Source organism: Nocardia sp. SYP-A9097, from assembly GCF_009649815.1.
Classification (GTDB): Bacteria; Actinomycetota; Actinomycetes; order Mycobacteriales; family Mycobacteriaceae; genus Nocardia.
The window spans coordinates 37,244-49,295 of record NZ_WJIC01000010.1; the positions used below are offsets into that span (position 1 = coordinate 37,244).

Annotated in this window: 13 protein-coding genes; 4 read left to right on the top strand and 9 right to left on the bottom strand. The window is 66.1% G+C overall.

Annotated elements, in window-relative coordinates; genetic code table 11:
* Positions 1–10 precede the first annotated feature (10 nt).
* From GFY24_RS20865 to idi, 3 genes are read left to right on the top strand one after another with little or no spacing between them, the layout of a single operon-like run.
* On the top strand, positions 11–1,693 hold the full coding sequence (locus GFY24_RS20865) for a family 2 encapsulin nanocompartment cargo protein terpene cyclase (protein WP_228566515.1): 1,683 nt from the start codon (positions 11–13) through the stop codon (positions 1,691–1,693).
* Positions 1,694–1,747: 54 nt separating this feature from the next.
* Positions 1,748–2,617 carry a geranyl diphosphate 2-C-methyltransferase gene (locus GFY24_RS20870; RefSeq protein WP_153806763.1) on the top strand — a complete coding sequence of 290 codons (870 nt, stop codon included), beginning with the start codon at positions 1,748–1,750 and terminating at the stop codon, positions 2,615–2,617.
* Positions 2,614–3,183: an isopentenyl-diphosphate Delta-isomerase gene (gene idi / locus GFY24_RS20875; RefSeq protein ID WP_309231120.1), complete on the top strand. Its 570-nt coding sequence runs from the start codon at positions 2,614–2,616 to the stop codon at positions 3,181–3,183. The genes GFY24_RS20870 and idi overlap by 4 nt, the downstream gene beginning before the upstream one ends.
* On the opposite strand, the gene GFY24_RS20880 is transcribed toward idi, so the two are convergent.
* From GFY24_RS20880 to GFY24_RS20895, 4 genes are all read right to left on the bottom strand, one after another.
* The gene (locus GFY24_RS20880; RefSeq protein ID WP_153806764.1) at positions 3,184–4,410 is read right to left on the bottom strand and encodes a globin domain-containing protein; all 1,227 of its coding nucleotides are present in this window, start codon (positions 4,408–4,410) and stop codon (positions 3,184–3,186) included.
* Positions 4,411–4,418: 8 nt separating this feature from the next.
* Complete coding sequence (locus tag GFY24_RS20885) at positions 4,419–4,874, bottom strand: Rrf2 family transcriptional regulator (protein ID WP_153806765.1); 456 nt, start codon at positions 4,872–4,874, stop codon at positions 4,419–4,421.
* Positions 4,875–4,950: 76 nt separating this feature from the next.
* Positions 4,951–6,435, bottom strand: coding sequence for an NCS1 family nucleobase:cation symporter-1 (locus tag GFY24_RS20890; RefSeq protein WP_153806766.1), 1,485 nt, complete (start codon positions 6,433–6,435; stop codon positions 4,951–4,953).
* Positions 6,436–6,516: 81 nt separating this feature from the next.
* Complete coding sequence (locus GFY24_RS20895) at positions 6,517–7,242, bottom strand: GntR family transcriptional regulator (RefSeq protein WP_153806767.1); 726 nt, start codon at positions 7,240–7,242, stop codon at positions 6,517–6,519.
* A gap of 152 nt (positions 7,243–7,394) precedes the next feature.
* On the opposite strand from GFY24_RS20895, the gene ilvA reads away from it, so the two are divergent.
* A complete protein-coding gene (gene ilvA, locus GFY24_RS20900; protein ID WP_153806768.1) occupies positions 7,395–8,609 on the top strand; it encodes a threonine ammonia-lyase in 1,215 nt (404 codons plus the stop codon).
* 15 nt (positions 8,610–8,624) lie between these two features.
* On the opposite strand, the gene GFY24_RS20905 is transcribed toward ilvA, so the two are convergent.
* From GFY24_RS20905 to GFY24_RS20925, 5 genes are all read right to left on the bottom strand, one after another.
* Positions 8,625–8,948, bottom strand: a complete 324-nt coding sequence (locus GFY24_RS20905; protein WP_153806769.1) for a multidrug efflux SMR transporter — start codon at positions 8,946–8,948, stop codon at positions 8,625–8,627.
* Between the two features lie 22 nt (positions 8,949–8,970).
* A complete protein-coding gene (locus GFY24_RS20910; RefSeq protein ID WP_153806770.1) occupies positions 8,971–9,270 on the bottom strand; it encodes a helix-turn-helix domain-containing protein in 300 nt (99 codons plus the stop codon).
* Entirely contained in the window at positions 9,263–9,610 is a 348-nt protein-coding gene (locus GFY24_RS20915; RefSeq protein ID WP_153806771.1) for a type II toxin-antitoxin system RelE/ParE family toxin, read from the bottom strand. The genes GFY24_RS20910 and GFY24_RS20915 overlap by 8 nt, the downstream gene beginning before the upstream one ends.
* A 71-nt stretch (positions 9,611–9,681) precedes the next feature.
* On the bottom strand, positions 9,682–11,103 hold the full coding sequence (gene argH / locus GFY24_RS20920) for an argininosuccinate lyase (RefSeq protein WP_153806772.1): 1,422 nt from the start codon (positions 11,101–11,103) through the stop codon (positions 9,682–9,684).
* On the bottom strand, positions 11,100–12,017 hold the full coding sequence (locus GFY24_RS20925; RefSeq protein WP_153806773.1) for an SAM-dependent methyltransferase: 918 nt from the start codon (positions 12,015–12,017) through the stop codon (positions 11,100–11,102). The genes argH and GFY24_RS20925 overlap by 4 nt, the downstream gene beginning before the upstream one ends.
* Positions 12,018–12,052: the final 35 nt, after the last annotated feature.

Sequence of the window (12,052 nt, forward strand, 5' to 3'; positions counted from 1 at the left end):
GGGGCGGACCATGTCGGTGCTGTCCCGCGCCGCCGCGCCGCCCGCCACCCACGAGGTGGCGGCGGCCGTCGCCGCCCTGCTGAAATCCTTCGATCCGAACGCGCCGTCCCGGCTGGCATTTCCGGAGACACCGGAAAGCCAAGGCGCACTGGATGATCCACGCTTGGGTGAATCGGATGCGGCCGAGACGCATCTGCCGCCCAAGCGGCTACTCGGTCCCATGGGGTTGGGGTCCGCGAGCCTACTGGTGAATCTGCCCGCCGCCGAGGCGATCGCGGGCGTCGCCGAGCAGGCGACCCATCCGGTCACACCCGCCGGTGGCGCGGTGCCCGCCCTGCGGCCCGCACCACCGACCCCCGGTGTGGGACAGCCACTTCGCCCCGTGCCCCGCGCGAACAGCGCCGGGCGGGTGCCCACGCCGCCCACCACACCACGGGCGGCACCGAAATCCGCCGGACCGGCCCAACCGGCCGGCGGCGGGCGAATACCGCAGGGCCCCAGCGGACTCGGAGCTCTGTCGGCCGCCCGGCGAACAGCGTCATCCGGTTCAGCGGTCGCGGCTGCCCCCGCGACCGCTCCCCCGGAGACATCCACCCCGGTTGCCCCGCCGGCGGCCTCCGACACCGCGGGCGTTGCCACACGAGCGATTACCCACGGCCCCAGCGGAATCGGCACCACCACGGTGCGGCGGGAGCGCAAGGCCGGCCAGGCGATTCCACCGCTGTACTGCCCACCGCCGGTGCGTGACAATCCGGAGCTGGGTGCGGCGGTGAATGTCGGAATCCTGGCCTGGGCCAAGGAGATCGGACTGTACGAGGGCCGCCTGGACGAACTCCGCAAGGCGGATTTCGGGCGGTTGATCATGCTCGCGCATCCGGATTGCGATGATGCGGACCGGCTGCTGGCCGTGGCCAAGTGCGCCGTCTCGGAGTGGTCGGTGGACGACTACTACTGCGAGGAGGACGCCAGCGATATCGCACCGGACGGTTCGCACTCCAGCGCCGCGGCGGAATTGGGGCCCCGGCTCGAATTGGCCGCCGCGGCAATGGATCCGGCGCATCTGCCGGTGCGGTACCAGGTTTCGGTGGAGGCGGCCATGCAGAGTGACCCGATTCTGCGGGCCTTCCGTACCTCCTTCGAACACCTGTCGCGCTTCGCCTCCCCCGCCCAGGTCGCCCGGCTGCGCACCGAGATCGCGGGCTGGTTCATCGCACTCGGCGCGGAGGCGGGCTGGCGCGGGGCCGGGCGGATGCCACCGGTCTGGGAGTACCTGCTCAATCGCCAGCCACACAGCTTCCTGCCGTGCATGGCACCCATCGACGCGGTCGGCGGCTATGAACTGCCCGCGGCCGAGTACACCGATCCACGGGTGCGGCGGGTGGTCACCACCGCGGCGCTGGCCAGTCAGATGGTGAACGATCTCTACTCGATGGCGCGTGAAGACCTCTCCGGTGGAAGGGAATTCAACCTCCCCACGGTGCTCGCGGCCGAGGAGAAGTGCTCGCGCTCGGAGGCGGTACAGCGCACCGCCGACGTGCACGACGAACTGGTACACCGCTTCGAGGCCGAGGCGGGGGCACTCGCCGCCACCGGCTCCCCCGAACTGCGCCGCTTCCTCGGCGGACTGTGGGCCTGGATGGGCGGAAACCGCGCCTGGCACGCCGGCAGCCGCCGCTACAACGAAAGTAACTGAGCTACACGGTTTTCGCCCCTGCATCGGCATCGATCAAGCGAGAGGACGATTATCATGACCGCGTTGCACCCCCAGACCGAGGTCTTACGCACCGACTACCAGAAGTCGGTCGCCGCCTATTGGAACAACAATCCGAACGATGATCGCGTGAATACCGTGCTCGGCGAGGTGGACGGGCTCTACCACCATCACTACGGCATCGGCGCGCCCGACCTCTCCGTGCTCGAAGGCCCCGAGGACACCCGCCAGAAACGCCTGGTGCAGGAGCTGCACCGCCTCGAAACCGCGCAGGCCGATCTGCTGCTCGATCATCTCGGCGATGTGCGCCCGGGAGACAGCCTCATGGACGGCGGCTCCGGACGCGGCGGCACCAGCTTCATGGCCAATCAGCGCTTCGGTTGCCGGATGGACGGTGTCACCATCTCCGAGTACCAGGCCGGATTCGCCAATGAGCAGGCGCACGAGCGCGGCGTCACCGACAAGGTGCGGTTCCATTTCAAGAATATGCTCGACACCGGTTTCGACACCGGCTCCAAACGTGGCATCTGGACCAATGAAACCACCATGTACGTGGACCTTTTCGAACTCTTCGCCGAGTTCTCCCGACTGCTGGAGCCGGGCGGGCGGTACGTCTGCATCACCGGCTGCTCCAATGATGTGTTCGGTGCGCGCTCGGCCTCGGTGAGTTGGATCGACGCGCACTACGGCTGCAATATCCATCCGCGCAGCGAGTACTTCAAGGCCATGGCCGCGAACAATCTGGTGCCGGTCTCGGTCACCGATCTGACGCCCGACACCATCCCGTACTGGGAGCTGCGCACCCACTCCGAGCTGGCCACCGGCGTGGAAAAACCCTTCCTGAACTCGTACAAGGAGGGCAGCTTCCAATACCTGTTGATCGCCGCCGATAAGGTAGAACGGTGACCGACACTCTCGACACCCCCGACGCCGCGGCGGCGGTCGATCGCGAAACCCTGCTCGTCGAGCTGGTGGACGTGCAGGGTCGCGCGACCGGATCGCTGGCGGTGGCGGCGGCCCACACCGCGCCCGGACAGCTGCACCGGGCGTTCTCGGTACTGCTCTTCGACGACAGCGGACAGGTGCTGCTGCAGCAGCGCGCGGGCATCAAAACACGGTTCCCGCTGCTGTGGACCAACACCTGCTGCGGGCATCCCGCACCCGGGCAATCGGTGATCGAGGCCGCGGCCAAGCGCCTGCGCGAGGAAATGGGCCTCACCGCCGACCTGACCGAGGCCGGCACCTTCAGCTATCAGGCCGCCGATCCGGCCACCGGCCGCGTCGAGCACGAATTCGACCATGTCGTGCTCGGCCGCATCGGAACCGCCGCGCCCGAACCGAATCCGGCCGAGGTCGCCGAGACCATGTGGGTGAGCATCGAAGAACTGCGCACCGCCATGACCGCCGTCCCCACCGGTTACACCCCGTGGCTCGCCCAGGTCCTCGATATCGCCGACCGCAACCGCCCCTGACTACGCGGGTGCCAGCAGCCAATCATTGGGTGCGAAGAGTTCGAAATGCACTCTGCCGCTCGGGATTCCGGCGGCCATGAGCTGACCGCGAACGCTCTGCAGGAAGTTGTTTCCACCGCACAGGTAGAAGTCGGCGTCCTGCGGCAGCTCCACCTGGGCGAGCTCCATCCGGCCGTGGCCCGAGGTCTGATACCAGGCGCGGAAGTCCGAATCGCCCAGGGCCGCAACCAGATCGGCGACCCGTTCACGGAGTGGGTGGGCGAGCTCCGAATGATCCGCGTGCAGGACCAGGGTTCGGCGCTCGCTCGCCGTCGCGACGAGATACTCGAGAATTCCCACCATCGGGGTGGCGCCGATCCCGGCGGAGATCAGCACCAGCGGCGTGCCGGCATCCGGGTCGATGGTGAGATCACCGAAGGGCAGCGTGATCGTCAAAAGGTCTCCCACACCGACGGTTTCGTGCAGCCAGGACGAGACCTCACCCTTCGGCTTGCCGTCGGCCGCGACCAACCGGCGCACGGTGAAGGCCAATCGGTGCGCGCCCGGGCTGTTGATCAGGCTGTACTGGCGCAGCTGGCGAGCGCCGTCGGGCAGGTCCGCGCCGACCGAAATATATTGTCCGGGCAGGAAATCCGGTAGCGGCTGGGCCGGGTCGGCCGACTCCACGACGAAAGTGGCCGCGCCGGAGGGATCGTCGATGCGCTGGACCACGCGGGTATCCCGGAATACCTCGCCGGGCGCGACCCCGGCGCCGGCATAGAGCTTGGCCTCCAGATCGATGAGCGTGGTCGCCATCAGCCAGTAGACCCGATCCCACGCCGCCGCGACCTCGGCGGTCACCGTCTCCGCACCCAGTACCTCGACAATCGCCGCGAACAGATGCTCGTGCACAATGTGGTACTCGTCCGCGGTGACGCCGAGCGAGGCGTGCTTATGTCCGATGCGGGACAACAACTCTCGCGGATGCGGTAGCGCCGGATCGACCAGATGGGTGGCGAAAGTGGCAATCGATGCCGCCAGGGCCCGCTGCTGCGCACCCCGGGTCTGATTACCGCGGTTGAAGCGGTTCCGCAGCAACTCCGGATGCGCGCTGAACAGCTTGCGATAGAACAGCGCGGTGATCTCATCGATATGCGCCCCGACCAGCGGGAGCGTCGCCCGGATCAGCTCGGCGTACTCGGCTTCCAGCTCCGGAATCTCGTACGCCGCATCCTGCGTGATGGTCATGGTGTCTCCTAGTCGATCAGTACCGCCGCCGGAAAGACCGGCAGATGCAGCAGTTCCACGGTCCGCCGGTCCACCAGGTCGGCGAGGGTGTAGCGATCGAGCTCGGTATAGAACGCCCGCTGGGCCTCGGCGAGAATGCCGCGCAAACGGCAGGCACTCGCCAGCGGGCAAGGATTCACACCCAGGCATTCGATGACTTCGCCATCGCCTTCGAGTTCGCGAACAATGCGCCCGATGGTGGTGGACCGCCCGGCAGAGGTGAGGAAAATCCCGCCGGTGCGGCCACGCAGCGACTCCACATATCCGAGTTCGGCAAGCCGGGCGACCGCCTTGGCCACATAGTGCTCGGAGGCATTCACCTGCCGCGCAACGAGTTTGACGGTCACTCGTTCCGCGGCGTCATCACTGACCGCCAGCCGCATGAGGGCGCGCAGTCCGAGATCGGTGAACCGGGAAAGCTGCATACCGATCACGCTACTAATTCCGCTTCGAAAAAGCATATTTAGAGCGTGTGGGCTTTAATACGCCAATTCGCGCGGATTATGTAACCGCCACCACAGTTTCGGCACGTTTGGCGAGCGCGTAGTAAATCACCAGCGCGAGCCCGCATCCGATGAACCAGCTGTATTGGGCGGCGGCGTACATGCCGGTGAGATCCTTGGCGAGTACCGGGAAGACCGCGGCGGCCGCGCCGACCACGGTGGCGATGACCGCGACCGGGTTGAAACCCTTTCTGTACCAGTAGCTTCCGGTGGGCGACAGGGTGAACAGATCATCGACGACGATGGTGCGATTGCGGATCAGGTAGTAGTCCGCGATCAGGACGCCGAACAGCGGGCCGATGAAGGCACCGAGCACCTCGAGGGTGTAATGGATGACCTCCGGATTGTTGTACAGGTTCCACGGCGTAATGATGATCGAGCCGACCGCGGCGATCATGCCGCCCATCCGCCAGCTGATCTTCTGCGGGCTCACATGCGAGAAGTCGAAGGCCGGGGAGATGAAGTTGGCGACGATATTAATGCCGACCGTCGCAATGGTGAATGTCAACGCGCCCAACACGATCGCGAACGTCGAATCGATGCGCGAGACCGTCTCCACCGGATCGGTGATGAGTTCGCCGTAGACCGGAATCGTCAGCGACGCGGTGATCACCACCAGCAGCGAGAAGGCCAGGAAGTTCACCGGCAGCCCGAGCAGATTGCCGCGCTTGACCGCCTGCATCGACTTGGCGTAGCGGGAGAAGTCACCGAAATTCAGCATGGGACCGCAGAAGTACGACACCACAAGGGCAATCGCGCCCAGGATCACCGGCAGGGCATCCCAGCCGTGGTACTTCACCGAGCCGAGCTGCAGGTCGATCGAACCCCAGCCCGCTTTGTAGAGCAGGTAGCCGCAGAGCGCGAACATCACGACATACACCGCGGGACCGCAGAAGTCGATGAACCGGCGAATGGACTCCATGCCCTGCCAGAACACCGCCGCCTGCACCACCCACAGCACCAGGTACGCGCCCCAGCCAAGCAGGGACAGGCCCAGGAATCCGTAGTCGTCGGCGACCGCGTACGGGGCCAGGCTCGGAAAGAGTTTCACCGCAACGACTATCAGCGCCGCCGAGGCCAGATAGGTCTGAATGCCGTACCAGGCCACCGCGATCAAACCGCGAATAATGGCCGGAATATTCGCGCCGCGCACGCCGAAAGCGCTGCGGCACATGACCGGATACGGCACACCGGCGCTCTGGCTGGGCGCGGCGACGAGATTACACAGGAAATATACGATCGTGATGCCGATGAGCAGGGCCGCGAGCACCTGCCAACCGGCGAGGCCGAGCGCGAACAGACTGCCAGCGGTGACATAACCGCCGACACTGTGCACGTCCGACATCCAGAAGGCGAAGATATGGTAAGAGCCCCAACGTTGTTCGCGCAGTGGGGCCAGGTCCTCATTGGTGAGGGCGGGGTCGTAGACTGGTGCGGTCGCAGGCGGTGAGTCCGCCGCGGCAGGGGTGACGATATCGGTCATGGTGCATCCGATCCGGAAGAGCAATGGTCGGACCAAAGTAGGAAGCGGCTATTGCCCCTCCGTTGCACCACTATTGCCCGTTCATTGCGGGATTGATATATCTTCCTGGGGAATCAGCAGGCCGGTGTCGGTCGGCAGGGTGGAGATCACCTGCTCCAGGCGATGGTGATGCCGCCGGGCGATCGCGAGCAGCCGGTCCACATCCCGGTCCAGGAATGCGTCCAGCATGAGGTTGTGATCACCGTGCAGGCGTTCGCGATCCGCCTGTGAGGCATGGACCATGGGCTGCACGGGTTCGGTGACATTCCAGGCCGCCTCCAGCATATGTACCAGCCGGAACATGCGCGAGGGCCTGGTGAGCGCGAGATGGAAGGTGCGCGAATGCCGGTGGTAGGCCACCGCATCGTCCTCGTGAATCGCCTTCTCCAACAGGTCATTCGCCGCGACCAGGGCGGCGCGATCAGCGGCGCAGGCGTTCACCGCGGCCAAGGCCAGCGCCGCCTCCTCCAAAGTCTGTCGCACCACATACATTTCGCGCAGTTCGGCGGCGGTCAGCTGGGCCACCGTGTATCCGGCGTGCTGTTCATGGGTGACCAGGCCCTCCCCGATCAGGGTTTTGAGTGCCTCGCGCACCGGAATGTGGCTGACGCCGAAGAGTTCCGCGATCTCGCGCAGCGGGATCACGGTGCCGGGCGGGGCCGCGCCATCCAGGATGACCCGGCGCAATTCACCGAGAATGATCTGCGGGCGACCCGGTTGGTCGACCACCAGGGTGGCCAGCAGGGCGGAGCGTCGGCGTGGGGGCATAGCGCCACGCTATGTTTCCCGTGTTCACTTTCTCGGTCGGTCGTGTCACAGTCAGGAAAAGTCGCAGCCTTCACATCGGACCGGCGGAGAGCCGAGCGCGTGACGTGGCGGCAATCGCGACAGTTCGGCTATCGCCTGGCAGCATGGCCGCCATGGACCTGATCGCACGGATCGACGCGGCGACCACCCTGCTGGCACCGGTGATTCGCCGGACCCCGGTGGTGGCCTCGCGGGTACTGGCCGAACACACCGGGCATGAGGTGTGGCTCAAATGCGAGAACTTGCAGCGCACCGGATCGTTCAAGCCCCGCGGTGCGTACAACCGGATCGCGAATCTGCCCGAGGCCGAACGACGGCGCGGGGTGGTGGCGGCCAGCGCGGGTAATCACGCGCAGGGCGTGGCCTGGTCGGCGACCTCGCTCGGTATCGAATCGACGGTGTTCATGCCGGTCGGCGCGGCCCTGCCGAAACTGGTGGCCACCAAGGCATATGGGGCGACCGTGCATCAGGTCGGCGAAACCATCGAGGAATCACTCGCCGCCGCAAGGGAATTCGCCGAGCAGACCGGGGCGACGCTGGTACACCCGTTCGACCATCCCGATATCGTGGCCGGACAGGGCACGGTCGCGCTCGAGATTCTAGAACAGCTGCCCGAGGTGGGCACCGTGATCGTGCCGACCGGTGGCGGCGGACTGCTCGCCGGAATCGCCGGTGCGCTGAGGCAATTGGCACCGCAGGTGCGAGTGATCGGCGTGCAGGCGCAGGGTGCGGCCGCCTGGCCGGTATCGATCGAGGCCGGGAAACCCATACGCCTGGAACAGATGACGACCATGGCCGACGGTATCGCCGTGGGGCTGCCGGGTGAGGTGCCATTCGGGCATATCATCGAATGCGCACCGGCCATTGTCACCGTCGATGAGGACGCGCTCTCCAAAGCGCTGTTGCTGTGTATGGAACGCGCCAAGTTGATCGTGGAACCGGCGGGAGCCGCCGCCGTCGCCGCGCTCATGGCCTGCGATCTCGACGAGCTGGATCTGCGAGGTCCGGTGTGCGCCATACTCTCCGGCGGAAATATCGACCCACTGCTGCTGACTCGCGTCATCGGTCACGGCCTGAGCGCGGCGGGCCGCTACCTGGCGGCCCGGGTCACCATCTCCGACCGCCCGGGTAGCCTGGGCCGTCTCCTGGCCGAGCTCGGCCGCACCGGCGTGAACGTGCTGGATGTGGTCCATTCCCGTACCGGCGCTTGGCTCGCCATCGATGAGGTCGAGGTCATGCTCACCCTGGAAACCCGCGGTCCCACCCACCGCGACGAGGTCCTCGATGCCCTCTCCGAAGCGGGATACGTACTGCGCGTGGAGGATTGACCCCGCAGCCGAATCTCAGTGCGCCCCACCGAGTTCCAGCGCCAGCACCCCGGCGATCACCAACCCGATCCCACCCACCTGGACGAGGGTCAACTTCTCGTCCAGGAACAACGCCCCGATCACCGATACCGCGACCACACCCACCGCCGACCAGATCCCGTACGCGACCCCGATCGCCATCCCCCGCTTCAACACCTGCGACAGGAAATAGAACGCCGCCCCATACCCGATCACCACAATGACCGACGGCACCAGCTTGCTGAACCCGTCGGAGATCTTCAGCGACACGGTCGCGGTCACTTCACAGGCAATGGCCAATCCGAGTAGCAGCAAAGTCATTGCCGGAGCGTAACCGGCGCTCTCAGCCAGCTTCCCGCAGTGGGTCGAATCTAACGCTGAGCCGCAGTTCGAGGGCTTCCGCGAATCGTTCGAGCATGGGAATCGTGGGCATCGTGCCACCCGCTTCGAAGCGCGCCACCGCAGGCTGCTTCAACCCGGTCCGAGTTGCCAACTCCGCCTGTGTGAGCCCGAGTTCCTCACGCCGAAACCGCACGGCCGCACCCAGTTCGAATCGAATTCGCGCGGATTCGTACGCCACCCCGGCCCCGGGACGACTCATTACCTCGGCACGCTTGTCGGCCCAGCTCTTACGTTCACCCATGGATCTGATCCTCCTCCACGGTATGAGCCTCGGCGATGCAACGGTTCATCGCTCGCACCGCTCGCTCGACCTCGGCCTTCTCACGCATCCGTTGTTTCCGGAACGTCGTCAACAGGATGATGCGCCTGCCAGGTGCGATCCAGTAACTGATTCGCACCGCGTCACGTGAGAGATGGAATCGGAGTTCGCGCAGTTTGCCCTGTAGCTGACGGGTATAGGGCTCACCTAGGAGTACGCCCAGCTGCGCAAGCAGGTCGACATAGAAGGCCGCAGTCTCCTGGTCGAGCAAGTCGAACCACTCGTCTATCTCCTGCTCCAGTTCCACCTCTCCCCAATTCATAACACGGACGTTATATCTACTGCAAGCGCCGTGTCCGGAGAATGAGAAGTCAGCTCACAGGTTTCGGCTGGTCAGGCCAGCCAGGTGCGCTGTTCGGCCGCGGTGGAGCGGACCTCTTCGAGTTGCTTGGCGACCTGGACGCCGGCGGTGCCGCCGCGGGCGTTGCGGGAGGCGATGGAGCCTGCGACGGTGAGGACTTCGCGGACCTGGGGGGTCAGGGCGGGATCGACGGCGGCGAATTCCTCGTTGGTGAGTTCGTCCAGGCCGACGCCGCGGGCTTCGGCGGCGCGGACGCAGCCGCCGGCTGCTTCGTGCGCGACGCGGAATGGAACACCCTGGCGGACAAGCCATTCGGCGATATCGGTGGCGAGGGTGAAACCGGCGGGGGCCAGCTCGGCCATGCGATCGGTGTGGAAGGTGAGGGTGGAGACCAGGCCCGCGATGGCGGGGAGCAGCAGCTCGAGCTGTGCGACCGAATCGAAGACCGGTTCCTTGTCTTCCTGCAGGTCACGGTTGTAGGCGAGGGGCTGGGCCTTCAACGTGGCGAGCAGGCCGGTGAGATTGCCGATCAGACGTCCGGCCTTGCCGCGGGTCAGCTCCGAGACATCCGGGTTCTTCTTCTGCGGCATGATCGAGGAGCCGGTGGACCAGGCATCGGCCAGGATGATGTAGCCGAATTCCGGTGTGCTCCAGATGATTACCTCCTCCGCCATGCGGGAGAGGTCGACCGCGGTCATGGCCAGTACGAACGCGGCCTCGGCGGCGAAATCGCGTGAGGAGGTGGCGTCGATCGAATTGGCCGCTGCCGCATCGAAATCCAGATCGGCGGCGATAGCCTCGGGATCCAGGCCCAGGGAGGAACCGGCGAGTGCGCCCGAACCGTACGGGGAGATGGCGGCGCGCTTGTCCCAATCGCGCAGGCGGTCGATATCGCGCAGCAGCGGATGCGCGTGCGCGAGCAGATGATGCGCGAGCAGCACCGGCTGCGCGGCCTGCAGATGCGTCTTGCCCGGCATGACGGCATCCGGATGCGCGGCGGCCTGTGCGACGAGGGCGTCGACCACCTCGAGGACACCGGCGGCGACGCGGCGCACGCCATCGCGCAGCCACATGCGGAACAGGGTGGCCACCTGATCATTACGCGAACGACCGGCGCGCAGGCGACCACCGAGCTCGGTGCCGACGCGTTCGATCAGACCGCGTTCGAGCGCACCGTGCACATCCTCATCGGATTCGGCGGGACCGTAGGCGCCCGAGGCCACATCGGCGGCCAGCTGATCGAGGCCGACGAGCATGGCTTCCAGGTCGCTCGCCGAGAGCAACCCCGCCTTGTGCAGCACGCGCGCATGGGCTTTCGACGCGCGGATGTCGTATGGCGCGAGCACCCAGTCGAAGTGGGTCGACTTGCTCAGCGCGGCCATTGCCGCGGCCGGACCGGACGCGAATCGTCCGCCCCACAGCGCGCCCTCGTTCGTGCTGCTGCCCTCGGTCATAGCGTGTCGTCTCCTCGCGGTCGTATCGCGGTCATCAGAATGTGTGTGCGCATATCGGGTAGTGCCGCCTCGGGGACGGTACGGCCGCGCTCTTCCAGCAGGGCGACCGGATCACCCTCCCGCACCAGCCAGCTGCGCATGGCGAACCAGGTGCGCGGGTCGGTGCGACCCTCCCACGGATACCAGAGCTGTTCCAGGTCGACACGAATTCCGTTCTGCGCCAGCGCTTCCGCGCGACGCTTACGGAATTCGTCGGAGAGCGCGCGCTCGCCGGTACCGATATTCAGTGCCATCCGGCTGCCGGGGGCGCTGAGTTCGGCGACATGCTCCAGCAGTCGATCCTGGGCATCGCCCGGGAGGTAGCGGAGCAGTCCCTCGGCCAGCCAGGCCGTGGGCCGGGTCCGGTCGAATCCCTTGTCGAGCAAGGCTTTCGGCCAGTCCTGACGCAGATCGATGGGTACTTCGCGGCGATCCGCCGCCGGCGTCTCATCGACCAGCGCATTGGCCTTGAACTCCAGCACCTTCGGCAGATCCAGTTCGAAAACCGTACTGCCGGAAGGGAATTCCACCCGGTAGGCGCGAGCGTCCAGCCCGGAGGCCAGGATGACGAACTGCCGGATGCCAACCTCGATGGCGTCGGCGAAGTACCTGTCGAAGTACAGGGTGCGGGCCACCAGGAAGTTGCCCATCACACCGTTGATGTACGAGCCGCCCGCTTCGCGGAGGTTCTCCCGGTTCCCGCGCAGCATGGCGGACCAGTTCTCCGAGCCGACCGCTTCGACCAGTTTCTCCGCGTACGGATCCTGGAAGACGGCGTCGTCGCGACGGGTTTCGTAGGCCCGCATGGCGGCGACGCCGAGGGCGGTGGCGCCCACACTCTCCGTGATGTCCCAGCTGTCGTCATCGGTTCGCATGGACGCCTCCTCAGGCCGGTCGAGTCCCGGTCGCA

What these genes read in the sequence shown, in the direction of transcription:
- GFY24_RS20910 (WP_153806770.1), bottom strand. Translation starts at nt 9,270, where the DNA reads ATGGGTGAACGTAAGAGCTGGGCCGACAAGCGTGCCGAGGTAATGAGT.
- ilvA (WP_153806768.1), top strand. Translation starts at nt 7,395, where the DNA reads ATGGACCTGATCGCACGGATCGACGCGGCGACCACCCTGCTGGCACCG.
- GFY24_RS20865 (WP_228566515.1), top strand. Translation starts at nt 11, where the DNA reads ATGTCGGTGCTGTCCCGCGCCGCCGCGCCGCCCGCCACCCACGAGGTG.
- GFY24_RS20915 (WP_153806771.1), bottom strand. Translation starts at nt 9,610, where the DNA reads ATGAATTGGGGAGAGGTGGAACTGGAGCAGGAGATAGACGAGTGGTTC.
- GFY24_RS20905 (WP_153806769.1), bottom strand. Translation starts at nt 8,948, where the DNA reads ATGACTTTGCTGCTACTCGGATTGGCCATTGCCTGTGAAGTGACCGCG.
- GFY24_RS20870 (WP_153806763.1), top strand. Translation starts at nt 1,748, where the DNA reads ATGACCGCGTTGCACCCCCAGACCGAGGTCTTACGCACCGACTACCAG.
- GFY24_RS20885 (WP_153806765.1), bottom strand. Translation starts at nt 4,874, where the DNA reads ATGCAGCTTTCCCGGTTCACCGATCTCGGACTGCGCGCCCTCATGCGG.
- GFY24_RS20880 (WP_153806764.1), bottom strand. Translation starts at nt 4,410, where the DNA reads ATGACCATCACGCAGGATGCGGCGTACGAGATTCCGGAGCTGGAAGCC.
- argH (WP_153806772.1), bottom strand. Translation starts at nt 11,103, where the DNA reads ATGACCGAGGGCAGCAGCACGAACGAGGGCGCGCTGTGGGGCGGACGA.
- GFY24_RS20895 (WP_153806767.1), bottom strand. Translation starts at nt 7,242, where the DNA reads ATGCCCCCACGCCGACGCTCCGCCCTGCTGGCCACCCTGGTGGTCGAC.
- GFY24_RS20890 (WP_153806766.1), bottom strand. Translation starts at nt 6,435, where the DNA reads ATGACCGATATCGTCACCCCTGCCGCGGCGGACTCACCGCCTGCGACC.
- GFY24_RS20925 (WP_153806773.1), bottom strand. Translation starts at nt 12,017, where the DNA reads ATGCGAACCGATGACGACAGCTGGGACATCACGGAGAGTGTGGGCGCC.